Origin of the sequence: Rhodanobacter sp. OK091 (genome assembly GCF_900142825.1) — a bacterium.
Lineage (GTDB): Bacteria > Pseudomonadota > Gammaproteobacteria > Xanthomonadales > Rhodanobacteraceae > Rhodanobacter.
Genome location: NZ_FRCH01000004.1, coordinates 187,025 through 212,363 on the forward strand (window position 1 = coordinate 187,025; position 25,339 = coordinate 212,363).

General features: G+C 64.2%; 26 protein-coding genes. 9 read left to right on the forward strand and 17 right to left on the reverse strand.

All coding sequences use genetic code 11. The features are described 5' to 3' along the window. Positions 1-12: 12 nt before the first annotated feature. Both dnaG and BUA26_RS17340 read right to left on the reverse strand, forming a co-directional pair. Complete coding sequence (gene dnaG, locus BUA26_RS17335; protein ID WP_072762137.1) at positions 13-1,740, reverse strand: DNA primase; 1,728 nt, start codon at positions 1,738-1,740, stop codon at positions 13-15. Between the two features lie 46 nt (positions 1,741-1,786). Continuing rightward, complete coding sequence (locus BUA26_RS17340; RefSeq protein ID WP_072762138.1) at positions 1,787-1,957, reverse strand: DUF1328 domain-containing protein; 171 nt, start codon at positions 1,955-1,957, stop codon at positions 1,787-1,789. Positions 1,958-2,117: 160 nt separating this feature from the next. Here BUA26_RS17340 and BUA26_RS17345 point away from each other — a divergent pair, with 160 nt between their 5' ends. After that, a complete protein-coding gene (locus tag BUA26_RS17345; RefSeq protein ID WP_072762139.1) occupies positions 2,118-2,414 on the forward strand; it encodes a hypothetical protein in 297 nt (98 codons plus the stop codon). Positions 2,415-2,418: 4 nt separating this feature from the next. On the opposite strand, the gene BUA26_RS17350 is transcribed toward BUA26_RS17345, so the two are convergent. After that, on the reverse strand, positions 2,419-2,865 hold the full coding sequence (locus tag BUA26_RS17350; protein ID WP_072762140.1) for a GatB/YqeY domain-containing protein: 447 nt from the start codon (positions 2,863-2,865) through the stop codon (positions 2,419-2,421). Between the two features lie 206 nt (positions 2,866-3,071). Beyond that, complete coding sequence (gene rpsU / locus BUA26_RS17355; RefSeq protein ID WP_007081639.1) at positions 3,072-3,287, reverse strand: 30S ribosomal protein S21; 216 nt, start codon at positions 3,285-3,287, stop codon at positions 3,072-3,074. Between the two features lie 68 nt (positions 3,288-3,355). Between rpsU and tsaD the strand changes: the two genes are divergently transcribed. Beyond that, positions 3,356-4,429 (forward strand): tRNA (adenosine(37)-N6)-threonylcarbamoyltransferase complex transferase subunit TsaD, encoded by a 1,074-nt coding sequence (tsaD, locus tag BUA26_RS17360; protein WP_255368406.1) that lies wholly within the window; start codon positions 3,356-3,358, stop codon positions 4,427-4,429. 16 nt (positions 4,430-4,445) lie between these two features. On the opposite strand, the gene BUA26_RS17365 is transcribed toward tsaD, so the two are convergent. The 3 genes from BUA26_RS17365 to BUA26_RS17375 form a co-directional block, all read right to left on the reverse strand. Continuing rightward, positions 4,446-5,165, reverse strand: coding sequence for a pseudouridine synthase (locus BUA26_RS17365; protein ID WP_072762141.1), 720 nt, complete (start codon positions 5,163-5,165; stop codon positions 4,446-4,448). Between the two features lie 100 nt (positions 5,166-5,265). Next, positions 5,266-6,045 (reverse strand): ABC transporter permease, encoded by a 780-nt coding sequence (locus BUA26_RS17370; protein WP_072762142.1) that lies wholly within the window; start codon positions 6,043-6,045, stop codon positions 5,266-5,268. Then, entirely contained in the window at positions 6,042-7,040 is a 999-nt protein-coding gene (locus BUA26_RS17375; protein ID WP_072762256.1) for an ABC transporter ATP-binding protein, read from the reverse strand. Before BUA26_RS17375 ends, BUA26_RS17370 begins: the two co-directional genes overlap by 4 nt. 91 nt (positions 7,041-7,131) lie before the next feature. Here BUA26_RS17375 and BUA26_RS17380 point away from each other — a divergent pair, with 91 nt between their 5' ends. Continuing rightward, complete coding sequence (locus BUA26_RS17380) at positions 7,132-7,878, forward strand: FAD-binding oxidoreductase (protein WP_072762143.1); 747 nt, start codon at positions 7,132-7,134, stop codon at positions 7,876-7,878. A gap of 694 nt (positions 7,879-8,572) precedes the next feature. Here BUA26_RS17380 and BUA26_RS17390 read toward each other — a convergent pair. The 4 genes from BUA26_RS17390 to BUA26_RS17405 all read right to left on the reverse strand — a co-directional run bounded on the left by BUA26_RS17390 (position 8,573) and on the right by BUA26_RS17405 (position 13,735). Then, a complete protein-coding gene (locus tag BUA26_RS17390; protein ID WP_178368621.1) occupies positions 8,573-9,595 on the reverse strand; it encodes a fimbrial protein in 1,023 nt (340 codons plus the stop codon). After that, positions 9,592-12,366: a fimbria/pilus outer membrane usher protein gene (locus BUA26_RS17395; RefSeq protein WP_083573066.1), complete on the reverse strand. Its 2,775-nt coding sequence runs from the start codon at positions 12,364-12,366 to the stop codon at positions 9,592-9,594. Before BUA26_RS17395 ends, BUA26_RS17390 begins: the two co-directional genes overlap by 4 nt. After that, positions 12,363-13,058, reverse strand: coding sequence for a fimbrial biogenesis chaperone (locus tag BUA26_RS17400; protein ID WP_255368410.1), 696 nt, complete (start codon positions 13,056-13,058; stop codon positions 12,363-12,365). Before BUA26_RS17400 ends, BUA26_RS17395 begins: the two co-directional genes overlap by 4 nt. A 137-nt stretch (positions 13,059-13,195) precedes the next feature. Next, positions 13,196-13,735: a fimbrial protein gene (locus BUA26_RS17405; RefSeq protein WP_072762147.1), complete on the reverse strand. Its 540-nt coding sequence runs from the start codon at positions 13,733-13,735 to the stop codon at positions 13,196-13,198. Between the two features lie 391 nt (positions 13,736-14,126). Here BUA26_RS17405 and BUA26_RS17410 point away from each other — a divergent pair, with 391 nt between their 5' ends. From BUA26_RS17410 to BUA26_RS17430, 5 genes are read left to right on the forward strand one after another with little or no spacing between them, the layout of a single operon-like run. Further along, entirely contained in the window at positions 14,127-14,762 is a 636-nt protein-coding gene (locus BUA26_RS17410) for a hypothetical protein (RefSeq protein WP_083573067.1), read from the forward strand. Between the two features lie 33 nt (positions 14,763-14,795). Next, positions 14,796-14,993 carry a helix-turn-helix transcriptional regulator gene (locus BUA26_RS17415; protein ID WP_072762148.1) on the forward strand — a complete coding sequence of 66 codons (198 nt, stop codon included), beginning with the start codon at positions 14,796-14,798 and terminating at the stop codon, positions 14,991-14,993. 5 nt (positions 14,994-14,998) lie between these two features. Continuing rightward, positions 14,999-16,564: an alpha/beta hydrolase gene (locus BUA26_RS17420; RefSeq protein ID WP_072762149.1), complete on the forward strand. Its 1,566-nt coding sequence runs from the start codon at positions 14,999-15,001 to the stop codon at positions 16,562-16,564. Next, the gene (locus BUA26_RS17425; protein ID WP_072762150.1) at positions 16,561-17,295 is read left to right on the forward strand and encodes an ABC transporter ATP-binding protein; all 735 of its coding nucleotides are present in this window, start codon (positions 16,561-16,563) and stop codon (positions 17,293-17,295) included. The genes BUA26_RS17420 and BUA26_RS17425 overlap by 4 nt, the downstream gene beginning before the upstream one ends. Then, the gene (locus BUA26_RS17430; protein WP_072762151.1) at positions 17,292-18,497 is read left to right on the forward strand and encodes an ABC transporter permease; all 1,206 of its coding nucleotides are present in this window, start codon (positions 17,292-17,294) and stop codon (positions 18,495-18,497) included. Before BUA26_RS17425 ends, BUA26_RS17430 begins: the two co-directional genes overlap by 4 nt. Before the next feature lie 129 nt (positions 18,498-18,626). Here BUA26_RS17430 and BUA26_RS17435 read toward each other — a convergent pair whose 3' ends face one another. The 3 genes from BUA26_RS17435 to rmuC form a co-directional block, all read right to left on the reverse strand. Further along, a complete protein-coding gene (locus BUA26_RS17435) occupies positions 18,627-18,929 on the reverse strand; it encodes an EF-hand domain-containing protein (RefSeq protein ID WP_083573076.1) in 303 nt (100 codons plus the stop codon). 32 nt (positions 18,930-18,961) lie between these two features. Next, a complete protein-coding gene (gene folE / locus BUA26_RS17440) occupies positions 18,962-19,564 on the reverse strand; it encodes a GTP cyclohydrolase I FolE (RefSeq protein WP_072762259.1) in 603 nt (200 codons plus the stop codon). Positions 19,565-19,639: 75 nt separating this feature from the next. Continuing rightward, positions 19,640-21,172 carry a DNA recombination protein RmuC gene (gene rmuC, locus BUA26_RS17445; protein WP_072762153.1) on the reverse strand — a complete coding sequence of 511 codons (1,533 nt, stop codon included), beginning with the start codon at positions 21,170-21,172 and terminating at the stop codon, positions 19,640-19,642. A gap of 260 nt (positions 21,173-21,432) precedes the next feature. On the opposite strand from rmuC, the gene BUA26_RS17450 reads away from it, so the two are divergent. Then, positions 21,433-22,626 carry an NAD(P)/FAD-dependent oxidoreductase gene (locus BUA26_RS17450; RefSeq protein WP_072762154.1) on the forward strand — a complete coding sequence of 398 codons (1,194 nt, stop codon included), beginning with the start codon at positions 21,433-21,435 and terminating at the stop codon, positions 22,624-22,626. Between the two features lie 29 nt (positions 22,627-22,655). Here the strand turns inward: BUA26_RS17450 and BUA26_RS17455 are convergent, their stop codons facing one another. From BUA26_RS17455 to BUA26_RS17465, 3 genes are all read right to left on the reverse strand, one after another. Further along, a complete protein-coding gene (locus tag BUA26_RS17455) occupies positions 22,656-23,558 on the reverse strand; it encodes a hypothetical protein (protein ID WP_072762155.1) in 903 nt (300 codons plus the stop codon). 62 nt (positions 23,559-23,620) lie between these two features. Continuing rightward, positions 23,621-24,805: a class I SAM-dependent rRNA methyltransferase gene (locus tag BUA26_RS17460; RefSeq protein WP_072762260.1), complete on the reverse strand. Its 1,185-nt coding sequence runs from the start codon at positions 24,803-24,805 to the stop codon at positions 23,621-23,623. A 47-nt stretch (positions 24,806-24,852) separates the two neighbouring features. Further along, a complete protein-coding gene (locus BUA26_RS17465) occupies positions 24,853-25,266 on the reverse strand; it encodes an acyl-CoA thioesterase (protein ID WP_218587856.1) in 414 nt (137 codons plus the stop codon). Positions 25,267-25,339: the final 73 nt, after the last annotated feature.

Sequence of the window (25,339 nt, forward strand, 5' to 3'; positions counted from 1 at the left end):
TGACGCTGCAAATCATGATTTGCTGCTCATCTGTTCGCGAAGCGGCAATAGCGTGCGCAACTCCGCCTTCTCAGCATCGCTGAGCTGATCGCGCCGAGCGCTGAGGGAGTTGCGGCGCTGGATCAGCGATTGGTGCTCCATGCGCTCGAGTGCCGACATGAACTCCAGCCGCTGGATTTCCGGTTCACCCACCGACAACGCCGCCATCAGTTTCTGCAGCGACGGATATTCCGGCCGCTCGGCGAAGTGTTCCACCAGCACTGCGGAATTGATGCCGGGGCGCGATCGCGCAATGTCGAGCAGTTCGGCCAGCAGTCCCACGCCGGGCTTGTCCAGGCCCAGGAAGCGATAAGGCTTCTCCACCAGATCGGCCAGCCCGGGTTGCGCCAGCAGCAGCGAGATCGCGCTGCGGACCAGGCTGCGCTGCACCGCCACCGGGCGTTGCACGGCGCGATGCGCGGCCGGGTCGGCCTGCAGCATGGCGCGGGCACCGCTGCGTTTTTCGAGTTCCTGCGCCATAAGGTCGCGGAACGCACCGTCAGGCAGTTTCGCGATCAGCGGACGGGCGCGTTCGGCCAGCCGCGCGCGGCCGTCGAGGCTGCCCATCTCCACGTCGTGCGACAGCTCGTTGAAAAAGTAATCCGACAGTGGCATCGCCTGCTTGATGCGTTGTTCGAAGCCATCTCTGCCTTCCTTGCGCACCAGCGAATCCGGGTCCTCGCCATCGGGCAGGAACAGGAAATACGCCTGGCGGCCATCGCGCAGCCGCGGCAGCGCGGACTCCAGCGCCTTCCACGCGGCAGCGCGGCCTGCACGGTCGCCGTCGAAACAGAACACCACGTCGGGCGCGGCGCGGAACAGCACCTCGGTGTGCTCCGGCGTGGTCGCCGTGCCCAGCGTGGCCACCGCAATCGGCAGCCCGGCCTGGTGCAGCGCGATCACATCCATGTAGCCCTCGACCACCACGATCCGCTGCAGGTTCGCGTTGGCCTGCTTGACCTGCCACAACGCGAACAGCTCGCGGCCCTTGTGGAACAGCGGTGTCTCGGGCGAATTCAGATATTTCGGCGACTGCTCCGAACTCAAGACCCTGCCGCCGAACGCGATTACCCGGCCGCGGCGATCGAGGATGGGAAACATCAGCCGCTCGCGGAAGCGGTCGTACTTGCTGCCGCGCTCGCTGCTGGCGACCATGCCGGCTTCGTTCAGCAGCTGCATGCGCCGCTCGCTGTTGCCCAGCGACTTGATCACACCGTCGTAGCCGGCCGGCGCCCAGCCGAGGCGGAAGCGCTTGATCGTTTCCGCGTCCAGCCCGCGCTTTTTGCAATACGCCTGCGCGTCGGCGTTGCGCGGCAGCTCGCCTTCGTACCAGCTCGCGGCGGCGTCCAGCAGCGCATAGAGATCGGTCTTGTCCTCACGCGGTGCGGCCTCGCGACCGCCTTCGCGCGGCACTTTCAGGCCGACCGTCTGCGCCAGTTCCTCGACCGCATCGGGAAATTCCAGGCGCTCGTAGTCCATCAGAAACTTCAACGCGCTGCCGTGCGCGCCGCAGCCGAAGCAATGGAAGAATTGCTTGGCCGGGCTGACATAGAACGACGGCGAGCGTTCGTTGTGGAACGGGCAGCACGCCGTCCACTCGCGCCCCGCCTTCTTCAGCGGCACCCGCCGCTCGATCACGTCGACGATGTCGACGCGAGCAAGCAGTTCATCGATGAAGCTGTCGGGAATCAGGCCGCGCATAACGGCCTAGTCTACATTCCCGACAGCTGCCGGACGTTGGCGCTGGCTACAGGAGGTGGATCACCCCGATCACTGCCAGCACCGCCAGCAGGAACAAGATCACGAAGCACGCGAACAGCACTTTGGCGATGGTTGCGGTCACGCCGGAAACCGAGCCGAAACCAAGCCAGCCGGTAATCAGCGAAACAATGGCGAAAATGATGGCCCACTTGAGCATGCGTGTCTCCCGCGGCGATGAGTGGCCGCGCGGTAGCAGAACATCCGGCGAGCCATGTGCCGATTTGTAGCGGACCGGACGTGAAAGCAATGCATCGCGGACTTGCCGTCAACGACAGCGGCCGGCAAGCTGCATGGTCGGGCTGACAGGAAGATCGAGCATGGTGATCACCGCGGTGATGGTGCACAAACAGCGGGCGCTCGTGCGTACGTTCGAACAGGCAGCCGCGACTACGGCGGCGACGGCGTGCACCGCCGAGCAATTGGGACTGAAGCCGGGCATGGCCTGGCACCAGCTCGTGGGCCACGCGGTGCTGCGTTGCCCGGGCGAGGGGCGTTATTTCCTGGATCTGGCGAACTGGCAGCAGCTGCGTCGCCAGCGCCGGCGCATGGCGCTGGCAGTGGTCGCCGGGCTGTTGACGCTGGTGCTGATCCTGCTGGCGACCCGGACGCGCTGAAGCCTCAGCCGGCCAGCCTGGCCTTGATCTTGCCGGATACCACGGCCATGTCGGCGCGGCCGGCGGCCTTTTCCTTCACCGCAGCCACTACCTTGCCCATGTCACGGGCCGAGCTGGCACCGGTCTCGCCGATGGCGGCGGTGATCAATGCATCGATCTCCGCCTCGTTCAGCTTGGCTGGCAAATAGGTCTCGATCACCACCATCTCGGCGCGTTCGATCGCCGACAGGTCCTCGCGGTGGGCGGCGTCGAACTGGCTGACCGAATCGCGCCGCTGCTTGAGCATCTTCTCCAGCGTTGCCAGCACTTGCACGTCATCCAGCTCGATCCGCTCGTCCACCTCGCGCTGCTTGATCGCCGCCAGCATCAGCCGGATCACGCCCAGGCGATGTTTTTCGCCACCGCGCATGGCGGTTTTCATGTCTTCGGTGAGCTGCTGCTTGAGTGTCATGGCGGGGACCTCCGAGGTGGGGCGGTGCGGCGAGGAAAAACCATTCTACGGAAACGACAAAGCCGGCGTTGTCTTGCGGACAACACCGGCCAGTTCGAATCCGAGTGCTTGCGGTGGCTGCGAGAACCCGCGCCTACCGTGTTTCCTGTTATGCGCGGCGCCGGGGCGCTGCATGATCCATCGGCGGGCGATGGACCGGGGGAAACTCAGTACAGGCGGACTTTGCGCGAGACGTCACGCGACAGACGGCGCAGGTGACGCTTCACCGCGGCAGCGCGCTTGCGCTTGCGCTCCTGGGTCGGCTTCTCATAGAACTCACGCTTGCGCGTTTCAGCCAGGACGCCGGCCTTCTCGCAGGTACGCTTGAAACGACGCAGTGCAATCTCGAACGGCTCGTTCTCGCGAACTTTTACGTTGGGCATGGAAACTCCGAGTGGTAATCTGCCCGCTTGTACGGGACTGTCAAATAGGGCGAGCCGCGAATTATACCGTGGATATCACAGAATTTTCAAAGCCGGTGAACAAGCCCGCCATTGGCCCCGTGCTGGGCATCGAAACCTCTTGCGACGAAACCGGCGTGGCGCTGCTGCGCTGGGAGCCGGAGGCGCCCGGCTGCGGGCTGCTGGCGCATACCTTGTATAGCCAGATCAAGCTGCATGCCGATTACGGTGGCGTGGTGCCGGAACTGGCCAGCCGCGACCATGTACGCAAGCTGCTGCCGCTGATCCGCGAGGCGCTGGCCGAGGCCGGCCTGACCGCGCAGGACCTGGGCGGCGTGGCGTATACCGCCGGCCCCGGCCTGGTCGGGGCCTTGCTGGTAGGCGCTTCGGCCGGGCGCGCGCTGGCCTGGGCGCTAGGTGTGCCGGCGATCGGTGTGCACCACATGGAAGGTCACTTGCTGGCTCCGCTGCTGGAGGACAACCCGCCCGAGCCGCCGTTCGTGGCGTTGCTGGTGTCCGGCGGCCATTCCATGCTGGTCGAGGTGAAGGCGATCGGCCAGTACACGATTCTGGGCGATACCCTCGATGACGCCGCCGGCGAGGCGTTCGACAAGACCGCCAAGATGATGGGGCTGCCGTACCCCGGCGGCCCGGCGCTGGCGAAACTGGCCGAACAGGGCCGCCCGGGCGCATTCCGCTTCTCGCGCCCGATGACCGACCGGCCCGGCCTGGATTTCAGCTTCTCGGGCCTGAAAACCCAGGTGCTGCTGGCCTGGCAGCATTCCGATCAAAGCGAACAGACCCGCGCCGACATCGCCCGCGCGTTCGAGGAAGCCATCGTGGACACGCTGATCATCAAGTGCCGCCGCGCCCTGCAGGCCAGCGGCGCGCAGCGGCTGGTGATCGCTGGCGGCGTCGGTGCGAACCGGAGATTGCGCAGCGAGCTGGCGGCGGCCGCTGTGAAGGATGGTTTCCAGGCCTATTTCCCGCGACTGGATTTCTGCACCGACAACGGCGCGATGATCGCGCTGGCGGGGGCGATCCGGCTGGCCAGCGGCCAGCATCAGGACGCATCGGTGCAGGTTTATCCGCGCTGGGACTTGCAAAGCCTGCCGGCGGCGTAAGGCCACCAGTCGCGACTCACCATTGCGTGCGGCCGGGCAGCAGGCCTTTCAGCTCCGCCTCGGTGAGATTGCGCCATTGCCCGACCTTCAAGTGGGCCAGCTTCACGTTGACGATGCGCACGCGGCGCAGCTGGGTCACCCGGTAGCCGAACGCGGCAGCCATCAAGCGTATCTGCCGGTTCAAGCCCTGGGTCAACACGATCGAGAAGCCGAACTTGGCGATACGGCGTACGCGGCAGGGTTGGGTCATCTGGCCGTGAATGCGCACGCCCTTGGCCATGCCGGCGAGGAATTCATCGGTGACGGCCTTGTTCACCGCGACCAGGTATTCCTTCTCGTGCCCGTTCTCCGCGCGCAGGATCTCGTTGACGATATCGCCGTTGCTGGTCAGCAGGATCAACCCCTCGGAGTCTTTATCCAGCCTCCCGATCGGAAAGATCCGCTGCGGATGGTCGACGAAATCGACGATATTGCCGTCGACGCCGTGGTCGGTGGTGCAAGTGATGCCGACCGGCTTGTTCAGCGCGATGTACACGGCCTTTTTCGCGGCCGGCGTGGCCGCGAGAATGCGCGCACGCACGATCTCGCCATCGACGCGCACCTCGTCGCCTTCCAGCGCCTTGGCGCCCGTGCCGACGACCTCGCCATTGATGCTGACGCGGCCGGCGAGCAGCAGCTCATCCGCCTCGCGGCGCGAGCACAGGCCGGCTTCGCTGATGTATTTGTTGACGCGCATTAGACGAGGAGTGAGTGAAGAGGAGTGAGGAGAGAGTATGTGGAGCGAAGCAGGTAGCGGCTTTCACTCATTTCTCACTCCTCTCCACTCGTTTCTGCTCTCAAGACCGCAGCCCGATGCCGCGCTTCAGCAGCTGCAGCGCCACGATCGACAGTCCGGCCACGAACGCGAGCATGACCGCGAACGCCACGCCCACGTGCACGTCGCTGATGCCGAGCACGCCGAAGCGGAACGCGTTGACCATGTACAGGATCGGGTTGGCCCGCGAGATCGCCTGCCACGGTTCGCCCAGCATGTTCACCGAATAGAACACGCCGCCCAGATAGGTCAGCGGGGTCAGCACGAAGGTGGGCACCAGCGCGATGTCGTCGAATTTCTTCGCGTAGATCGCGTTGACGAAACCGGCCAGCGAGAAGATCGTGGCGCCCAGCAGTACCGAGGCGAACGTGATCAGCGGATGCAGTACGTGCAGGTCGGTGAAGAACAAGGCGATCAGCAAGACCAGGATGCCGACGACAAGCCCGCGCACCACGGCGCCGGAAACGTAGCCGAGCAGGATCACCCAGTTCGGCATCGGCGACACCAGCATCTCCTCCACCGCGCGGCTGAACTTGGCGCCGAAGAACGAGCTGGAGATATTGCCGTAGCTGTTGGTGATGATGCTCATCATCACCAGGCCGGGCACGATGTACTGCATGTAAGTGAAGCCGCCCTCGATGTTGCCGATGCGGCTGCCGATCAGCTTGCCGAAGATGACGAAGTACAGCGTCATGGTGATCGCCGGGGGGATCAGCGTCTGCGTCCAGATCCGCATGATGCGCACGATTTCGCGGCGTACGACGGTATTGAGAGCGACCAGGTTGGCGGCGGTGTTGCTCATGCGGCCTGCTCCTTGCCGGTAGGGGATTGAATATTGCGACCCGGCTCTTGTCGACCATGTTCGACCAGCCGCACGAACAACTCCTCCAGCCGGTTGGTCTTGTTGCGCATCGAGGTCACCAGGATGCCGTGCGTGGACAGTGTCGCGAACAGCGAGTTGAGGTCGTGCGAGCGGGCCATCTCGGCTTCCAGCGTGTGTTCGTCGCGACGGCGCAAGGTGACGCCGGGCAGATTCGGCAGTTGGTCAGGCATCGTCGCCACATCCAGTACGAACGTCTCCACATCCAGCGTCGCCAGCAACCGCTTCATCGTGGTGTTCTCGATGATCGAGCCGTGGTCGATGATCGCGATATTGCGGCACAGCGACTCGGCTTCCTCCAGATAGTGCGTGGTGAGGATCACCGTGGTGCCGGCCGCGTTGATGCCGCTGACGAACTGCCACATGGAACGGCGGATTTCGATGTCGACGCCCGCGGTGGGCTCATCGAGGATCAACAGCTTCGGCTCGTTCATCATGGCGCGGGCGATCATCAGTCGGCGCTTCATGCCGCCGGACAACGTGCGCGCCTGCATCTGCGCCTTGTCCCACAGGCGCAGCTCCTTCAGATATTTTTCCGCGCGCTCGGCAGCGATCTTGCGCGGGATGCCGTAGAAGCCTGCTTCATTCACGCAGATGTCGAACGGCTTTTCGAACTGGTTGAAGTTGATCTCCTGCGGCACCAGCCCGATCAGCCGCATCGCCGCACTGCGGTCGTGGTTGACCGACACGCCGAATACCTTCGCATCGCCGCCGCTGGAGTTCACCAGCGAGGACAGGATGCCGATCAGGGTGGATTTGCCGGCGCCGTTGGGGCCGAGCAGGGCGAAGAAATCGCCGGGCTGCACGGTCAGGCTGATGCCTTTCAGCGCTTCGACGCCATTACTGTAGGTTTTGCGTAGATTGTCGACGACGAGCGCCGGGACCCTATCTGAATTGTCTGGATACTGCGGGGACATGGGCTGCACCGAGGGGGTTAGCCTTTATTATAGCGGGCCAAGCCTAGCCGTCTGGCCCGCCAGACCGCACACACCGTTTCCGGAAACCTTCATGGCCGACCACTTCCAGCTCCGTCTCGTCGACGGCTTCATGCTCGCCCCCACGGTGCGCCACCTCATATTCGAGCGTGTCGACGGCCAGCCGCTGGCGTTCCAGCCCGGTCAGTTCCTGCAGGTGCACTTCCACTACGACGACGGCACGGCGACCAAGCGCAGTTACTCGGTGGCGACCATCGGCGACGGCAGCTCTCCGGTGAAGCGTATCGAGATCGCGGTGAGCTACGTCGAGGGCGGCGCAGCGACCCAATTGCTTGGCGGTCTGGAACCCGGTGGCGTCATCGACGCCAGCGGCCCGTACGGCCGTTTCTGTCTGCAGGCCGCCGATACCCATCCGCGCTACCTGCTGCTGGCCACCGGCACCGGTGTCACCCCGTACCGCGCCATGCTGCCGCAGATCGAGAAGCTGTTGGCTGCCGGAGATCGCGAAGTGGTGCTGCTGTACGGCGCTCGCACCGAAGCGGAGCTGCTCTACGGCGAGGAGTTCGAAGCGTTCGCGCAAACCCATCCCGGCTTCATCTTCCATGGCTGCCTCAGCCGCGAAGCCCGCGCCACTCCGCGCGCCACCGATCGCAGCGGCCATGTGCAGCATGTGCTGGCCGAACTCGGCCCGCATGCCGACCGCGACATCGCCTATCTGTGCGGCAATCCGAACATGGTCGATGCCGCCTTCGCCACGCTGAAGGAATTCGGCCTGCCGGTGCCCCAGATCCGCCGCGAGAAATACATCAGCTCGCGTTGATCAAGTTTGGTCCGGTAGCGCCGATACCATCCACAGCCGCCTGTTTCCGCCTGTCACGGAACGGGTGGCTGCCCTTGCCGGGATTCATCACGACCGGTTCGCGCCGTGCGTGTGTACTTGGCGCCCTGGAGATCGCACCTGATCGCGGCAGGGCGTCCCGATATCACCGCATAGTGTGATCCATGTCTCATTATCGAGAGCCGGTGGCTTCAGCCCCGTCAAGATCGCGCCGAGCCGGCCGAGAGCCACTCATGAGGCCCCGCAAATCTGCGGAGGGCACCTCGAGAGGTGAACGGTATGACAGGTCCGTTTTTCAGCTTCAGCTTGGTGGGATGTGCTCTCGCACTCAGCCTGGTTGCCATGAACGCGAAAGCGGCGGGGGGCCGGATCGCGTTTTCCGGTGCGGTCGTCACACCCACTTGCGGCGTTGTCCCCGCCAGCAGTACGCAGCCGGGTGGCGCAGCGGGCTCGCAGTTCAGCGTTGATTGCTTTGGTTCGGCTCCGGCAGCCACGGCAAAGCCGGCTTACGTGGTCACCGTGAGCAAGTTGACTGCGGCGGAACCGGACAGGGTCCTGGAGTATTTCAGCGACTATGTCGCGGCAAGCCAGGCCACGGCGCAGCGTCCCGTGCTGGTCACCCAGGTCTACGAATGAGCGACTCCGCCGGTTTCCTGGATCTTCGGCCGCACGGGTATTACTGATAGCTCAGGGTAAAGGTCGCCGTGGCGGCAACATTGCCGGCAGTGACGGTATTGGAAATGGCGTGGTACTGGGCTGTATAGGGAAGGGACAGTGCGCCCGACGGTGCCGCACCGGCACTCATGGAGTTCCCGAAAACCACCGTGTTGCCGTTTCCGTCACGCAGCTCCACACCCAGCCCGGTGGCGCTGCCGGTGTTCTTGAGCACATTGTTGTATCCCGCCGGTACGCCGCTGGACGCCGTGAAGGTGATCGCCAACGTGGCCGTGGATCCACTAGGGCAGTTCCCCGCAATGGTGAACGACGTGGCGCCCGTGGTGCTGTCCTTGCCGGAAAATGCACCCGCCGAGACGGTCGGCAGCGCGACACTGAGAGAGGTCGAGCTGACATTGCAGGCCGAAGCCACGAAGGTCACCGAATTGGTCAGCACAAAATATTCCGGCACGATGCTGCCCCATTTCCAATTGGCGATGGTGCCGGCGGGCAGCACGCTGCCGTTGGCGATCGGCCCGGTCTGCACCAGCTGCAGCGTGCTGCCGACACTGTAAGACGAACTGCCGGATGCGGCCGCGTAAGTCGGATAAGGGCCCATGAAGTTGGAAGTGTCATTGGCGTGGATCAGCTGGTAGCCGAGCCCGGGTACCGAGGTCGGATAAATGTAATTCGACCCCCCGGTCGGCGCGCCGCCGACAAGGTTTTGCACACCATAATTCGTGCCGCTCGTGCACGTTACATTCGGTGGGTTGGACGGCGTGGCCGATACCGGCGTGCCGATGACTGCATTCGTGGATAGGCTGAACGGAATCGTGAGGGTGCTGGGCAGCGTGAAATTGACGGGTGAAGAGGTGTAGAAAGTATTTCCGCCGATCCGGTCAAAACTGCAATCCGCCTTGGCGGTCATGGGAACGATCGCGAGCAGCAGCAAAAGACAGAGCAGCCCACCCACGGAGCGCAATACTGCATGCCATGGCCTGGCCGCTGCGGGCTGAGCGAAATTTGAACGAGTGTCGCCCATCATCCACGGCTCCCTGGAACTGCGCCCGCTGGGGTGCAGGTTGCGTCGATTGCTTGATAGCTTGTCATGCTCTTGCCGTTGGCCTGCTCTGGCAGGCGATAGGGGAACGAGCATGCGTGGGAGGTGCCTTGGTCATCCTGCCACTGCGCGGTCAACTGACCCGCCTGCTTGACGCCACGTGCCAGAATTTTTCCGGCCTGTCCGGCCATGCCTAGCGAAACACCTTCCTCGTCGAAGACCTCGGCGCCGAAAGGCAGCGCATCGCCGTTCTTCAGGTGGACTTCGAGGACGACCGTGCGGCCTTGCTTGGTCTTGAATTTCAACATCACCACAGCCCCTGCGTGGGGAGCCACCTGGGTGCTCGTGGCATCGAGCTGGACATCCAGCGGCAGGCCCTTGGGGTCGATGGTCACGGTATTGAGGTTGTACGGCGTGAGGTAAGGCAGCAACGCGTAGCCGGAGTGGTCGATACGCACGCCCGGCGCGCTGGTCAGGCGCGCGCCTTTGGCGCCAGGCACGTAGATGATGCCCACGGTGTCACCCATCGGCTGGCCCAGGGTGATGCCTCCTGGATGGGCGACGACGGCACCGCTTGCGCTGAAGGAGGATTGGGAATAGCCGCTGCCGCTGCCGTAGCTGGCGTTGAACACGGCAAAGGGACTGCGATAACCACCATTCACGCTGGCCGAGCTGCCGGCACCCGCCTCGCCGTGAGACCCGGTGGCGCCGTAGTAGAACTGGTTGTCGTTGCCCAGCGTGCCGTTGAGCATGGCTTGCTGCTGCGAGCCATTCGAATCGTTGTGGCTGGCGCTGAGGCTGAGCGTGGGCGCGTGCTCGCTATGGCCCAGCGGAATGCTGAAGTTGGCGAACAGCTGGTTGTCGTAACGCCCCAGCTGATCACGTGAGCGCGTGGCGGAGACGCTGTAGCTCAGTCGACGGAATATGTTGTTGTAGCCCACCTGGAATTGCGTATCGGTGCCGGTGCGGTTCCAGTAGTCATTGGCCGTCACATTGGCGTACAGGGAACCGCCTCGCCCGCCGAGTCGCTGACTCAGGCTGAGGGTGAAACTGCTGCGCTGGCGTTGCAGCACGGTGGTGTTCAGCAAGGGGTTGTAAGTCGTGCCCGCCAACGCTGCCTGCTGAGCAGGGGTGAGTACCGTCTGCACCGGAACGCCATTGATCAGCGTGGTGGGTGCCGGCAATGCCACGTTGAAGGCATCCAGCCCGCGGCGGGCGTAATCACGGGCGATGGCCGCATCGGTCACGCTGAGGTAGCCGCTGGTCGAATAGCGGTACGCCGCGACTGACAAGGTGGTGTCGGTCTCCGGCAAGGTCTTGCTGTAGCTCAGCCGCATGCTCTGCCCGGCGTGCGAACCGTACCCCGGAATGCTGGCGTGCGACTGGGTGACATCCAAGGCGACGGCGCCGTAGCGCGTGTTGATCGCGCTGCCGAGCAGCATCGCGGCATAACCTTGCGACGCGATGGCGCCGGCATACCCCGTGAGCAGATTGTTGAAACCATGCTGCACGGTGGCTTGAAAGACGTTCGGGTGGGACGAGATCAGCGGGGTGAGCAACTGGCCCGCCGCCAAATCGAAACGCGTGGTTCCCGGCCGCAGCAACTGTGCCACTGACGCGTACGGCACGGAGAACGCATGAGTGCGGCCATCGGCCTCGGTGACCGTTACATCCAGATTGCCGCCGTAGCCGGTCGGGTAGAGATCGTTGATCGTGAATGGACCCGGTGCGACGGTGGTCTGGTAGATCTGCACGCCGTTCTGACGAATGGTCACCTTGGCATTCGTGCTGGCGACGCCACGGATGAGCGGCGCGTAGCCACGCATCGAGTTCGGCAGCATGCGGTCATCGGTTGCGAGCTGCACGCCGCGCAGTTCATAGCTGTCGAAGACCTGGCCATCGGTGTAGCTGTCGCCGATGGTCAGCCGGGCGCCGAGCGAGGGCAAGTCGCGCTGCACGTAGCTGTCGATGTTGTGCCACTGGCGACGCGCAGGTGCGCCTGCGCTGGCCGACTGCCAATTGACGGTGGAGTCGTTGCGCACATGCCAGGGCCCGATGTTGAAGCCGGCATTCAGGCCAAGATAGCTGCTGGTCTGGCTGACCCCGCTGCTGCTCGTGCGGTAGCTGTTGAAGTTGTAGTTGAGCAACCCCGCGGGAACGCCGGCGTCCCAATATTCGGGGCTGACATAACCGCGCGGCATCTGCCCGAGGTACGCCTGCGGCACGCTGGCGTCCAGCCGAAGCGCGGCCATGTCGAAGCTCAATGTGGCGCCGGGGATCAGGCTGTCGAAGCTGACGCAGCTCGCGGGGTTGCGCAGCTCCGACACCACTTCGGGCGACAGCTTTGGCGGATGCAATCCGAGACGGTCGAGCAGTTCGCGATCCACGCACGGTGTCGCGCTCGCCTTCGGCGAGGCAGCAGCAAAGCGCACGTCGACGCGTCCGAGCCAGTTGGCGTTGAGATAGAGGTCGGTGTTATAGCTGCCCGGCAATACCGGGTTGCCATGTTCGAAGCGCGAGAGGTCGGTAGTGTTCTGACCCTGGCCGGATAGCAGGCTGCGATCAAAGCTGGCATCGGCGCCGCTGGCGTCGAGAGCCGGTGCCGACGCATCGGCGCCGGATGCGGGCCTGGCTGCTGCGGTAATTGCCCAACCCGCCAGTACGGATGCAATGACCGCGCAAAGAACTACCTGGCGACGACGCGCCACTCGCCCGCGCGGATCTTCCGCCGGACCAAGCTGGCGCACGTCCTTCATGGCGCAATCGAACCCTTGTAGGTCGTCGACGCACCATAATCATTGATCACGCTGTAGCTCAGCGGCGTCCCCGAAGCGGGCGCCTGCGTGAGTGCCTTGACTGCAAGCTTCAGCGTGCCGAGCGGATCGACCATGCCAGTGTCCACGGCATACTGCTTGCCGCCGACATCGAGTGAAAGCGCGGCGATCGTGATGTAAAACGGGGACGGGTTATGGGCTTCGAGCGCAAAGCCGGGGCTCGCGGGTACCACTTTCCAGGTCAGCTGGCCTGCGGCCTTGAGCGGATCACCGGTCAGCTCGGCTGGCCGATAGAACAACTTGAGTCGTGAGCGGATCGCAAACTGCAGCAGATTCTTTCCTGCCGTCTCCGACGCGCTGGGTTTCGGTGGCACCTCGAGGACATTCAGCCAGAACAGCGACTCGCGATCGAGGGGCAACTGCGGCTGTGTCGCGATGATGCGCAGACTCTGATCGCGGTTCGGCTCCATCCGGAACAGCGGTGGCGTGATCAGGAACGGCACATCGGATTTGTCCGGTGTGGACTGGGGATTGCCGCGATCTATCCAGGCTTCGACCAGCGCAGGCCGGTCGCCGCGATTGGTCAGGCGCAGCGTGACCTCGCGATCCTGCGCAGGAAACACCACTCTTGTGCCGCCGATGACCACACTGGCGTTGGCGACACCGGCGATCATGGAAAGCGCTATCAAGGCTGCGCGGGCTGCGCAGAGAAGGCTTCTCATCGAGGTATTCCGTTCGAGATCAATACGCAGCGGCTACCCGCGAGGGCGCTGCGACCAAGCTTCGTGGTCGCAGCGCTCCGATTCCACGCTTACTGATAGGTAAGGGTGAAGCCGACCGAGGAGGTCACGAGACCCGCCGTGGTCGCGGTGGCAGTGGAGATGTACTGCGCCGTGAGCGAGGTGGAACCGGCACCGGAGGCGACGGCGATCGTGGGCGCGTTGGCCTGGGTGTTGGTGTTGATGACCGCGGCGGCGCTGTTCAGCAGCTGAATCTGGACGTTCGAGCCGCCGCTGGTGGCGTTCTTCAGGTTGCCGCTGGTGGTGTCGACGTTGGTGCCGTTGAAGGCCATTTTTGCGCTGGCGGTATTGGTGTCGCAACCGGTCAGGGCAATGGTGAACGGCGTTGCGCCGGCCACGGTCCCTACCGACGAGCCGAATGCTGCAACCATCACGGTCGGCAACGCGACCGTGCTGGTGCCGCTGCCGTTGACGCTGATGGCGCAGGTATCGGCAAGCACCTTGCCGGTGAAATTGATGGTGCCGGTGGAAGCCGCCTGAGCGCCCAGAGGGGCGAGCGCAGCAAAACCGAAGCTGGCAATCAGGGCGGCGGAGAGCAGAGTCTTGTTCATGCGTTCTTTATCCTTTGGACGGTGATTCTTGGTTGAAAAACTGAAAGTGCTCGAGGGCTGTTTTGACAACGGCAGCCCAAGTCAATAGCGGGTGTTGGCGGCAGCTAAAGCAAGCGGTATGCCAAGCATCGATGAAAACGATTTAGCGGGTACTCCCGCTGGATTTCCCGAATTCGGCGAGCCTGAGGGGACGAGGGTCGGCCATACGATGTAAGGCATACCTGACAAAAACGGTCACGGTCGAAGTGCGAACTACGTCACTATTATTAACATAAACATCACAGTTCTTCCATGGAAACGAGACCGGCGTCACGAGTTTTTGGCAAAATGTAAAGCTAGCTTGACATTGGTTCGACGATTGCCTAGGCTCCGCTTGTCAAGGTTGCTTGACATGAAATCGGAGAGTCCCTTGCGTCAGGTGCGTCAGCTCCATCAGCGCTATCAGCGCGAATTCTGGCCGGCGATGGCGGCCTATGTCGCGATCATGCTTCTGCTGTGGCCGTTGCTGCCGCAGGTGCATAACGCGCTGCTGAAACTAATCATGGCGCTATTGCCGGTGATGCCGGTGCTGCTTGTCGTGCGCGCAATGGTGCGGCTGGTGCTGGGCAGCGACGAACTGGAGCAGCGTATCCACCTGATCGGCCTGGCGGTGGCGGCCACGGCCGTAAGCACACTCAGTCTGGCCGGTGGTTTCCTGGCCGCCGCCGGCATCATCAGGCTGGATGGCACGATTCTGATCTGGGTATGGCCGACCCTGGTGGTGATGTATGCCGTCGGGCGCGGCTGGGCCAGCCGCCGCTACGGCGGCGCCTCGGATGTGATGTGCGACAGCGGCCTGGCCTTGCATTGGCAGTTGCTGTTCGCTGCGCTGGTCATCGCCGCGGTCGCCGGGCTCGGACGTCATCAGCTGAGCGATTACCAGTTCGGCATGCTGTGCGGCGTGAGCGGGGCGCTGGGGTTGGGGGCGCTGCTGCGGGCGATCCAGCATTGGCGCAAACGGCAGCGCGGCGAACACGAGGCGTCGTGATGCAGGCTCGACAGCCTATATCGGCGGTTGCCGATGAATAACCACGTCCGCGAACTGCGCGGTGAACAGGGCTGGTCGCAAGCCGATCTGGCCGAACGGCTGGACGTGTCGCGGCAGACCATCAACGCGATCGAGACCGGCAAGTACGATCCCAGTCTGCCGCTGGCATTCAAGATCGCGCATTTGTTTGGCCGTTCGATTGAATCGATTTTTTTACCGGGTGAGGAGTGACAGGCATGGCTTTGAAGGGACGTACCGCGATCCGCATCGGTGCGGTGCTCGCGGGCTTGGGAGCGCTGGCCTGGAACCAGTTCCATCATGGCGAGCAAGCCGCGCCGCCGGCCGCGTCTGCCGCCGTGACGAAAGCCGTGCCGCCGGCGAAACCGCAGACCTGGACGCTGGGCTCGCTGACACTGACGGCGTGCGACCTGGCCCAGCCGAACAGCGGGCTCAGTACGGCGGCTTGGTGCGCGGATTTTCCGGTGCCGGAGAATCGCGCCGATCCGCATAGCCGCACGATCAAGCTCAAGCTGGCCGTGTTGCGTTCCAGCGCCCAGGTGGCAAGCAAGGACATGCTGGCGTTTCTGGTGGGCGGCCCCGGTCAGGCGGCCACCGATTCGGCCAGTCAGATAGCAGCGATGCTGCAACCGTTGCTGGCGCACCGCGACGTTCTGCTGCTGGACCAGCGCGGCACCGGCGGCTCGAACGGGCTGACCTGCAAGGATTCCGCTGACACCGCAGGCCCCGACGACGACAGCACCTTCAATGCGGCCAAGATGCGCAACGCCGCCGCCGAATGCCTCAAGCAGCTGAGCGACCGCGCCGATCCGCGTTACTACACCACCACCATCGCGACGCAGGATCTCGAGGACGTGCGCAAGTCGATCGGTTCGCCGCAATTCGACCTGCTCGGCGTGTCGTATGGCACGCGGATGGCGCAGCAGTATCTGATGCGTTACCCGGACGCGGTGCGCAGCATGGTGCTGGACAGCACGGTGCCGAACTCGCTGGCGCTGGGCGAGGATTTCGCGCGCAACCTGGATGACGCGCTGAAGGCGCAGTTCGCGCGCTGCACGGCGGAGCCGGCTTGCAAGAAGCAATTCGGGGATCCGGACCAGACGCTGTATCAGCTGCGCGACGCGCTGCGGGCGAATCCGCACGAGGTAAGCTTCCGCGATCCGCAGAGCTACCGCACCGTCAAGCGGGTTTTGAACGAGAACTCGCTGGCCAGCGTGGTGCGGATGTTTGCCTATACGCCGGCTACCGCCGCGCTGTTGCCGTTGTCGATCGACGCGGCGGCGCATGGCGATGTCGGCCCGCTGCTGGGTCAGGCCAAGATCTTGTCCGCCGACCTGGCCGAGCTGATGGGCAGTGGCATGCAGTACTCGGTGATCTGCAGCGAAGATGCCGACCTGCTTGCGCCGCGTCCGCAGGATGCCGACACCATCCTCGGCACGCACATGATCGATGCACTCGGCGCGGTCTGTTCGGTATGGCCGAAAGGCACGCGCCCGGCCGATTTCCATCAGCCGCTGAAAACCGACAAGCCCGTCCTGCTGCTGGCCGGTCAGTACGATCCGGTGACGCCGCCGCGCTACGCCGAGGAAGTGGCCAAGGGCCTGCCGAACGCGCGCGTGCTGGTCTTCAAGGGCCAGGCGCATAGCGTGATGGCGGTCGGTTGCGCGCCGCAACTGGTGCAGCACTTCATCGAAAAACCCGATCCGAAAACGCTGGACGCGAGCTGCCTGGACCGTCTGCGGCCCACCCCGATCTTCATCGACTTCAACGGAGCCACTCCATGATCGAGGTAAGCGATCTGCACAAGGCGTTCGGCACGGTGAAGGCCGTCGACGGCGTGAGTTTCACCGCCCGCGACGGCGAGATCACCGGCCTGCTCGGTCCCAACGGCGCCGGCAAGACCACCACGCTGCGCATGCTGTACACGCTGATGACGCCCGATAGCGGCCAGGTGCTGGTGGACGGCATCGACGCGGCGGTCGATCCGCTTGGCGTACGTCGCCAGCTCGGCGTGCTGCCGGATGCGCGTGGCTTGTACAAGCGACTGACCGCGCGCGAGAACATCGATTACTTCGCGCGGCTCCATGGCCTGCCGGAAGCTCTGCTCAAGAGCCGTCGCGACGCGCTGATCGAGGCGCTGGAGATGGGCGACATCGCCGATCGCCGCACCGAGGGCTTTTCGCAGGGCCAGCGGGTGAAGACCGCAATCGCCCGCGCGCTGGTGCACGACCCGCGCAATGTGATCCTCGACGAACCGACCAACGGGCTCGATGTGATGGCCACGCGGGCGTTGCGCCAGTTCATGGCCCGGCTGAAAGGCGAAGGCCGCTGCGTGCTGTTTTCCAGCCACATCATGCAGGAGGTGGCCGCCTTGTGTGACCGCATCGTGGTGATCGCGCACGGCCGCGTGGTGGCCGACGAATCGCCCGATGCGCTGCGTGCGCAGACCGGCGAGAACAATCTGGAGGATGCGTTCGTGAAGATCATCGGTAGCGACGAGGGCCTGGCCGCATGAATACCGTTCCCACGAAACTGCAGCGCAGCCGTGCTTTCCTCACCGTGTTCCTGAAGGAGGTGAAGGAGAACCTGCGCGATCGGCGCACGCTGATCAGCGCCTTCCTCACCGGCCCGCTGCTGGGGCCGGTGATCTTCGTGATGCTGATCAACGTCACCCTCAACCGCGAGTTGGACAAGGCCGAAAAGCAGCTGCCTGTACCGGTGATCGGCGCCGAGTACGCGCCGAATCTGCTCGATGCCTTGCGGGCCGGCGGCGTGGTGCCGGGCGCGGCGGTGGCCGATCCCGCACAGGCCGTGCGCAAGCAGGACGCCGATGTGGTGCTGCGCATTGCCTCCAACTATGGCAAGGCTTGGCGCAAGGGCGAGCCGGTGCAGGTGGAGCTGTTCTACGATTCCTCGCAGCGCGATGCGAACACCTCGGTGGAACGGGTGACCCGCCTGGTCGAAAGCTATGCACGCCAGCAGGGCGCAATGCGGCTGGTCGCACGCGGCATGTCGCCGAGTGCCGCGTGGCCGCTGCAGGTCGCCAAGCGCGATCAGGCCACGCCGCAGTCGCGTGCGGTGCTGATGTTCGCGATGCTGCCGTATTTCTTCGTGATCACCATCTTCATGGGCGGCATGTATCTGGCGATCGACCTCACTGCCGGCGAACGCGAGCGACAGTCGCTGGAGCCGCTGTTCGCCAACCCGGTGCCGCGCTGGAAGATCCTGTGCGGCAAGCTCGCTGCGATCGGCGTGTTCTCCACGACCAGCCTGCTGATCTCGCTGCTGGCATTCGCGGTAGTCGGCCAGTTCATTCCCGCCGAGAAGATCGGCATGGAACTGGATCTCGGCGTGCGCTTCGCCGCTTACGTGCTGCTGCTGATGCTGCCGCTGGTACTCCTGCTGTCCGCACTGCAGTCGATGGTGGCGGCGTTCGCGAAGAGTTATCGCGAGGCGCAGACCTACCTGTCGCTGCTGATGCTGGTGCCGCTGATCCCCAGTGCGCTGTTGTCATTCATGCCGATCAAGGCGCAGGCGTGGATGTACGCGATACCGCTGCTGGGCCAGAACCTCGGCATCATGCAGCTGCTGCGCGGCGACGGTGTCAGCGCCGAACAGATCGGCCTGTGCCTGGCCGGCAGCCTGGCGGCGGCGCTGATCGCGATACTGGCGACGATCCAGCTGTACCGCTCGGAGCGCTTGGCGATTTCGGCATAGTTCACCTCGCCGACCCGCACTCTGCAGGAGCGCACCCTGTACGCGATGCCCTTCCTCAACATGACGAAGAGCATCGCGTACAGGGTGCGCTCCTACACGCGGGTGCGAGGACATGCGGAAACGCTGGATTCAGCCCGGCGGCGCCGTCAGCTCGCGCGCGTCGAGGTAGCCGTCGCGGTTGCGATCGAGCTTGTGGAACTGGCGCCGCAGGTTGTTCTGGAAGTCGGTCAGCGTGATCGGCCGGCCGCGGCCGCCGGGTAGTTCATCGGTTTCGAGGATGCCATCGCCGTTGCTGTCCATGCTGTGGAAACCGCGGCTCATGTACGCCACGTACTCGGCTTCGCTGACCCGGCCATCGCCATTGCTGTCGAATAGCTGCAGGTATTCCGAGCGCGAGTTCTGGGCGAGCAGGATCGAAGGCATCAGCAACATCAGCGCCAGTACGACCCCGCCAGGACGCACGTTCAGCGTACGCTGCCGTGGATGCCGATGAACTGCAGGAACTCCGCGCGGGTGCGCGCGTCGTCGCGGAACGTGCCCAGCATCTGGCTGGTGATCATCGACACGCCCCGCTTGTGCACGCCGCGAGTGGTCATGCACTCGTGGCTGGCGTCGATCACCACCGCCACGCCGGCGGGCTGCAAGGTGTCCTGGATGCACTGGGCGATTTCCGCAGTGAGCTTCTCCTGCACCTGGAAGCGGCGTGCGAACCCGTCCACTACGCGCGCCAGCTTGCTGATGCCGACGACCCGGCTGGTCGGCATGTAGCCGACATGGGCGCGACCGATGATCGGTGCCATGTGGTGTTCGCAATGGCTTTCGAACTCGATGTCGCGCAACACCACCATCTCGTCGTAGCCGGCCACTTCTTTGAAGGTGCGGCGCAGGTAGTCGCCCGGGTCGGATTCGTAGCCGGAGAACCAGTCGCGGTAAGCCTTGACCACCCGCTTGGGCGTATCGAGCAGGCCCTCGCGCGCCGGGTCTTCGCCGGCCCAGCGCAGCAGCGTGCGCACGGCTTCCTCGGCTTGTTCCCGGGTGACGTCAGTGGGGTTGTGCGGGTCGCTCATGCGGATGCCTTTGGCTTGCGGGTGATGCAGTTTAGCGTTCGCGTCAAGCGCACGCATCGGCTAGCGTCTTGCCGGTCAGGCATCGTCCTCGCGGGCCAGATCGGTACCTTCGAGGCCGCTTTCGAGAAATTTTTCGGTGGTTTCCGGATCGTCGCCCGCGGACGACAGCTTTTTCGGCATGGATCGCTTCGGCTTGATGCCTAGGTCCCGCAGTTGTTCCGCTTGGCGAACCAGTCCGCTTCTCGGGTTGATCAAGGCCTTTTCGGCGGCTTGCGTCGCCACGGTCGCCCTGGCCAGCGCGTCGCCGATGGAAACCACATGCTCGCTGAAGCGCACCGCGGCGTCGTACATCAGGCCGCCGCGCTTGACGATCTCCTCCATGCTGCGCGTGGTCTTGTCGACGCGCCAGATGTATTCGATGGTGCGCAGCACGGTGAACAACGTGTTCGGCGACACCAGCGCGACGTGCCGCTCCAATGCGTACTGCGCGAGGCCGGGATCGGCTTCGCTGGCCGCCATCAACGCGCTTTCGATGGGCACGAAAAGCAGGGTGAAATCCACACTCTTCAAGTTGTACAGGGACGGATAGTTCTTGCCCGACAGATCCTTGATGTGCCGCTTCAGCGACGCGGAGTGGGCTTCCAGCGCCGCCGCCCGGGCCGCTTCGTCATCGGTCGAGGCGACGTATCGCTCGTAGGCGACCAGCGATACCTTCGCGTCGATGACGATGGCGCGTTCCTGCGGAAGATCCAGCACGACATCGGGAATGAGCCGGCCATCGGCTTCGTCGGTGTGATGGCTCGCCTGGGTGCGGAATTCGATCCCTTCGCGCAGCCCGGCCAGTTCGAGAATGCGCTGCAACACCGCTTCGCCCCACATGCCGCGCGTCTTGCTCTCGCCGCGCAGCGCGTTGGTAAGCGACTGGGCCTTGGCGCCGATGTCCTGGTTCAGTTCGGTGAGGTGGCGGATCTGCGCGATCAACCCTTCGCGCGCCGTGAGGTCGGCCTCGCGGGTCGCCTCGACCTTGCCCTTGAAATCGTCGAGCGTCTTGCTGAAGGGGCCGAGCAGGTCCGACAGCGTGTTTTTCTGCTGTTCGTTGAGCCGGGCGCCTTTTTCCTCCAGCAGCGCGCTGGCCATCAGCTTGAACTCCTTGGCCATCTCCTCCTTCGCGTCGGCCAGCAGTTTGCTGGTGTCCACCTCGCGCTGTCTCGCGGATTTCACTTCCTGTTCGAGTCGCGCCTGCGCTTCGAGGAGTCCGCTCTTCTCGTCGGCCAGGCTCTTGCCGGCGGCCGCCAGAATGGCGATCTGTTCATTGGCGATGGCCAGGTTTTTCCCCGCCGCATCGTGCTGGCTGGACATGCTGGCCAGCTCGGCGCGTCTTGCGGAAAGCTCTTCCTGCACGGCGTTGAGTGCTTTCTCCAGCTCGCCCGCCCGCTCCGCCTGTGCCTGCGCGTAGGCCAGACGCGACGAGGTTTCGCGAAACCGGGTTTCGGCGTCGTCGCGGGCCTTTTCGGCGTCGCGCCCGCGCAGCAGCACAGTCACCTGCAAGGCGATGACGACGAGCACGACAACAACGAGAGCAAGCAGCAGCAGTTCGGTGGCAGACATGGTGCGTTCCGCGTCAAGACAGGCTGCCAGTTTACGCGCTGACGTATCAGCTGCTGCGACGGCTCGCGCGAGTGGCCTGCAGCGACGACTCGCCGAGGCGCCATGGCGGGTCTGGAACGTTTCCGGGCGTGGATACATCTCATGGCAAGTCGAGCCATCCTGCCAGTGGCTGGTCGACTTGCACGAGTCGGTGCTGCCGCCGACAAGTCCGGCTGGGGTGGCGCATGATGACGGCATTCATCCCATCGAAGGAGCATGGTATGGAATACGTACACGACTATCTGATCGTTGGCGCGGGCATGGCCGCCGATGCGGCCGCCAAGACCATCCGCGAAGCGGACGCGACGGCGAACATCGGCATCGTCGGTGACGAGACGCGGGCGCCGTATCAGCGGCCGCCGCTGAGCAAGGCATTGTGGAAGGGCGACAAGTCGCCCGCCGATATCGATCTGGCGACCTCGGAGAGCGGCGCGCAACTGCATCTCGGCCGGCATATCGAATCGCTGGATCGTGTGGCGCACACGGCGCGCGACGATCACGGCGACAGCTATCGTTACCGCCGCCTGCTGCTGGCCACCGGCGCCACGCCGCGGCGGCTGCCGTTCGATGGCGGCGAGCGGACGATCCATTTCCGTACGCTTGACGATTACGAGGCGCTGCGCCGTTACGCCAAGGCTGGGGCATACATTGCGGTGGTTGGCGGAGGTTTCATCGGCAGCGAGTTGGCGGCGTCGTTGAGCAGCGTGGGCTGCAAGGTGACGATGCTGTTTCCCGGCGCGGCGATGGGTGCCGGACGCTATCCGGACGGCCTGGCCGGCTACCTCGACGACTACTACCGCAGCCACGGCGTGGATGTACGCAGCGGCGTCAAGGTGACCGGCGGCAACGCGACCGACGGCGGCGTGGAGCTGGAGCTGTCCAACGGCGACGTGCTGCGGGTGGAAGCGGTGGTGGCCGGCCTCGGCGTGACGCCGAACACGGTACTGGCCGAGCGGGCCGGTCTCGCCGTCGACGACGGTATCGTGGTCGACGCGCACCTGCGCACCAGCGATGCCGACATCTGGGCCGCTGGCGACGTGGCGAATTTTCACAGCACGGCGCTGGATCGACGTTTGCGCGTGGAGCACGAAGATGCAGCAATCAGCATGGGCCGGCACGCGGGCCGCGCGATGGCTGGGGCCGATGCGGCATACATCACGCAGCCGTTCTTCTATTCCGATCTGTTCGATCTCGGATATGAAGCCGTAGGCTTGCTTGATACCCGGCTGCAGGTGATCGAGGACTGGCGTGATCCGTATCGCGAAGGTGTGGTGTATTACCTGGACGCCGGCCGCGTGCGCGGCGTGCTGCTGTGGAACGTATGGGACCAGGTCGATGCCGCGCGCGAATTGATCGCGCAGGCAGGGCCGTTCGATGCAGCCTCACTGCGGCATCACCTGCCGCGACATGTCTGAGTGAGGCTCTCGCTGGGCGCGTGAGAATCTCAGTGCTTCGGATCAGCCGGTCCGGATTGCCAGAAGTCGGCGGGGTAGTGCAGTTTCAGCACGGTCACGTTGCCGCTCGGTAGCTCGTAGGGTAGCGCGGTGCAGCCTTGCGCGACCTGACGTTGCGCAGCGAGCAGGGTCAATCTTGCCATGCCCTGGCGGTCAGGTGATTCCCCGACAGAAGTGGTTGGGGACGGGTGAAGTTCGGCTTCGCGGACGACAATGCCGAAGCCATCGGGTGTCACCCCGTCGACGTAGCCGGCTGGCATGGTTTCCACACCCTTCAGCACGTTGATGGTCAGCTTTCGGCCACAGCTGCCGGTGCTGACCACCTGCACGGCCTGCAATACGGTGCGCACCAGTGCATCAGCAGCAGCGGGCAGTTCGGCAGACAGGGAGGTCGGTACGTCCAGACGCAGCTTGTAGTTGTACAGGTCATGGTGGAACAGGTAGGTGCGTGAGACGGAGTCGCCCTGTTTGAGATGTACCTGCATGGGGATCATGCGGCCCTGCCACGTGCTGCCGTCGCGCCGTTGCAAGTCGTAGTTCAACGGTTCACCCCAGCGCACGTCGCTGTAAATGCCGCGTTCGGCGGCAAGCTTCACGCTGTCGCGGAATGTCCGTTCGGCATGCTCGAGTGTTTCGTTGCCACCACCGGGATAGACGTAGATATCGGTGGTCATCGGCGGCAGCAGTCCATCGTGATAGCGCAGGGCGACACCACCCAGCATCTGTCCTTGATCGCCGTAGTTCACCGTCTTGATCAGCACGTATTCGCCGATCAAGCGGGGCGCGATGATATAGGCATCTTCGATGATCGGGCGCGAGGGCTGTTCGGTGGCGCGACAGACCGATGCCAGCGCGAGACAGCCAAGCGCGAAGCTGGCGGCGATTCTGTGCATGAGCGAACTTCCCCCAGATGGCCTGCGTACTATCGACGTCGGCCGGTCAGTCAGCAAGCTGGTCAGTCCACCCGGCAGAACACTGCCTTCAGATAGCGGCCTTCCGGTACATCGGTGCGGAAGGGATGGTCTGCACCGGCGCCGCGCACTTCCAGCACCTGGATCTCGCGGCCCGCGTTGAGCGCAACTCGGCGCAGCATCTCCAGGAATTCGCTTTCGCCGACCAGGCCGGTGCACGAGCAGGTCAACAGCAGGCCGCCGGGCGGGATGATGTCCAGCGCCATGCGGTTCATCGCGAAGTATTTCTTCAGCGCGTCCATCACCTTGCTGCGGTCGCGGGTGAGCTTGGCAGGATCGAGGATCACCGCGTCGTATTGCTCGCCGCGCGCTACCGCTGCGCGCACCCAGTCGAAGATGTCGGACTGCTCGAACTTGACCTCGACGCCGTTGGCGGCAGCGTTGGCGCGGGCAATTTCGAGGATGCCTGCGTCGAGATCCACGCCGACCGCCTCGCGCGCGCCAGCCGCCATCGCGTGCACGGCGAAGCCGCCCGCGTTGCAGCACAGGTCCAGCACGCGGCGGCCCCTGGCCAGTTCGGCGAAGCGCTGGCGGTTGTCGCGCTGGTCGGCGAAGAAGCCGGTCTTGTGGCCCGAACCCGGTGCGGCGTGGAAGCGCAGGCCGTGTTCGTGCACTTCCACCGCTTCGGGCACCTCGCCGCTGCGGCAGTCGAACGACTCCTGCTTCTGCACGTGCGATTCGGCGAACCAGTACAGCCGCGCACCGGGGAAATGGTTCAGCAATGCGGCGTGGATCGCCTCGCGGAACTTCCACATGCCGGCGGCGAAGTATTCGATCACGAGGATGTCGGCATAGCGATCGACGATCAGCCCGGACAGGCCGTCGCCCTCGCTGTGCACCACACGCCAGGCATCGCTGACGCGGTCCAGTTGCAGCCAGTCGCGGCGAAGCTGCACGGCGCGGTCGATGTGCGTGGCGATCCAGTCGGCGTCGATCGCCTTGGCCGGATCGCTATCGAGCAGACGCAGCGCGATGCGTGCATGCCCGTTCCAGAAACCGCGGCCGACGAAACGGCCCTTGGCATCCTGCACCTCCACCACGCTGCCGGGCGGCAGTCGCGATTCGGGTTTGTATACCTGCGCCGACCACACCCAGGGATGGCCGGGATTACGGTCGGACTTCAGGCGAATCACAGGCAAGGCAGCGTCGGGTGCGGAGTGCGGGGTCATGGTCATCGGCGAATGATAGCTTGCGCCGCATGCTCGCCCGCATGGCATCACTCCAGCTGGGTCAGCGCCGAAGCCTCCTCGGCTATCGGTTCCGTGCGTCCATGCGGTAGCGGCATGTCGCCGGCGCCCATGTTGACGAACACGATCTTGTCGATGGTCAGGATGCTCTTGTGAGTGATCACGTTGCGCACTTCGCAGCGCAAGGTGATCGAGGTGCGCCCGAAATGCGTGGCGCGGATGCCCATCTCGATGATGTCGCCCTCGCGCGCCGAGCTGACGAAATTGATTTCGGACATGTACTTTGTGACCACCCGGGCGTTGCCCAGCTGGTTGATCACGTAAACGGCCGCTTCCTCGTCGATCCAGCGCAGCAAGCTGCCGCCGAACAGGGCGCCGTTGGGATTGAGGTCTTCCGGCTTCACCCATTTGCGGGTGCGGAAAGTCATTGTCGGCTGGCTCATGGCGGGTCCGCCTTGGCTAACGATACCGACTACAGCTTATCCGTTCGGGCACAAATTTGCTGCAAAGCAACAT

Excerpts from the sequence above, each read along its gene's own strand:
- BUA26_RS17415 (WP_072762148.1), top strand. The coding sequence starts at position 14,796 with ATGAATAACCACGTCCGCGAACTGCGCGGTGAACAGGGCTGGTCGCAA.
- BUA26_RS17435 (WP_083573076.1), bottom strand. The coding sequence starts at position 18,929 with ATGTTGCTGATGCCTTCGATCCTGCTCGCCCAGAACTCGCGCTCGGAA.
- BUA26_RS17425 (WP_072762150.1), top strand. The coding sequence starts at position 16,561 with ATGATCGAGGTAAGCGATCTGCACAAGGCGTTCGGCACGGTGAAGGCC.
- BUA26_RS17450 (WP_072762154.1), top strand. The coding sequence starts at position 21,433 with ATGGAATACGTACACGACTATCTGATCGTTGGCGCGGGCATGGCCGCC.
- BUA26_RS17370 (WP_072762142.1), bottom strand. The coding sequence starts at position 6,045 with ATGAGCAACACCGCCGCCAACCTGGTCGCTCTCAATACCGTCGTACGC.
- BUA26_RS17465 (WP_218587856.1), bottom strand. The coding sequence starts at position 25,266 with ATGAGCCAGCCGACAATGACTTTCCGCACCCGCAAATGGGTGAAGCCG.
- BUA26_RS17405 (WP_072762147.1), bottom strand. The coding sequence starts at position 13,735 with ATGAACAAGACTCTGCTCTCCGCCGCCCTGATTGCCAGCTTCGGTTTT.
- BUA26_RS17400 (WP_255368410.1), bottom strand. The coding sequence starts at position 13,058 with ATGATCGCCGGTGTCGCCAACGCCAGTGTGGTCATCGGCGGCACAAGA.
- BUA26_RS17430 (WP_072762151.1), top strand. The coding sequence starts at position 17,292 with ATGAATACCGTTCCCACGAAACTGCAGCGCAGCCGTGCTTTCCTCACC.
- BUA26_RS17380 (WP_072762143.1), top strand. The coding sequence starts at position 7,132 with ATGGCCGACCACTTCCAGCTCCGTCTCGTCGACGGCTTCATGCTCGCC.
- BUA26_RS17410 (WP_083573067.1), top strand. The coding sequence starts at position 14,127 with ATGAAATCGGAGAGTCCCTTGCGTCAGGTGCGTCAGCTCCATCAGCGC.
- rpsU (WP_007081639.1), bottom strand. The coding sequence starts at position 3,287 with ATGCCCAACGTAAAAGTTCGCGAGAACGAGCCGTTCGAGATTGCACTG.
- rmuC (WP_072762153.1), bottom strand. The coding sequence starts at position 21,172 with ATGTCTGCCACCGAACTGCTGCTGCTTGCTCTCGTTGTTGTCGTGCTC.
- BUA26_RS17390 (WP_178368621.1), bottom strand. The coding sequence starts at position 9,595 with ATGATGGGCGACACTCGTTCAAATTTCGCTCAGCCCGCAGCGGCCAGG.
- BUA26_RS17345 (WP_072762139.1), top strand. The coding sequence starts at position 2,118 with ATGGTGATCACCGCGGTGATGGTGCACAAACAGCGGGCGCTCGTGCGT.
- folE (WP_072762259.1), bottom strand. The coding sequence starts at position 19,564 with ATGAGCGACCCGCACAACCCCACTGACGTCACCCGGGAACAAGCCGAG.
- BUA26_RS17460 (WP_072762260.1), bottom strand. The coding sequence starts at position 24,805 with ATGACCCCGCACTCCGCACCCGACGCTGCCTTGCCTGTGATTCGCCTG.
- BUA26_RS17395 (WP_083573066.1), bottom strand. The coding sequence starts at position 12,366 with ATGAAGGACGTGCGCCAGCTTGGTCCGGCGGAAGATCCGCGCGGGCGA.
- BUA26_RS17350 (WP_072762140.1), bottom strand. The coding sequence starts at position 2,865 with ATGACACTCAAGCAGCAGCTCACCGAAGACATGAAAACCGCCATGCGC.
- BUA26_RS17420 (WP_072762149.1), top strand. The coding sequence starts at position 14,999 with ATGGCTTTGAAGGGACGTACCGCGATCCGCATCGGTGCGGTGCTCGCG.
- BUA26_RS17455 (WP_072762155.1), bottom strand. The coding sequence starts at position 23,558 with ATGCACAGAATCGCCGCCAGCTTCGCGCTTGGCTGTCTCGCGCTGGCA.
- BUA26_RS17375 (WP_072762256.1), bottom strand. The coding sequence starts at position 7,040 with ATGTCCCCGCAGTATCCAGACAATTCAGATAGGGTCCCGGCGCTCGTC.
- BUA26_RS17365 (WP_072762141.1), bottom strand. The coding sequence starts at position 5,165 with ATGCGCGTCAACAAATACATCAGCGAAGCCGGCCTGTGCTCGCGCCGC.
- BUA26_RS17340 (WP_072762138.1), bottom strand. The coding sequence starts at position 1,957 with ATGCTCAAGTGGGCCATCATTTTCGCCATTGTTTCGCTGATTACCGGC.
- dnaG (WP_072762137.1), bottom strand. The coding sequence starts at position 1,740 with ATGCGCGGCCTGATTCCCGACAGCTTCATCGATGAACTGCTTGCTCGC.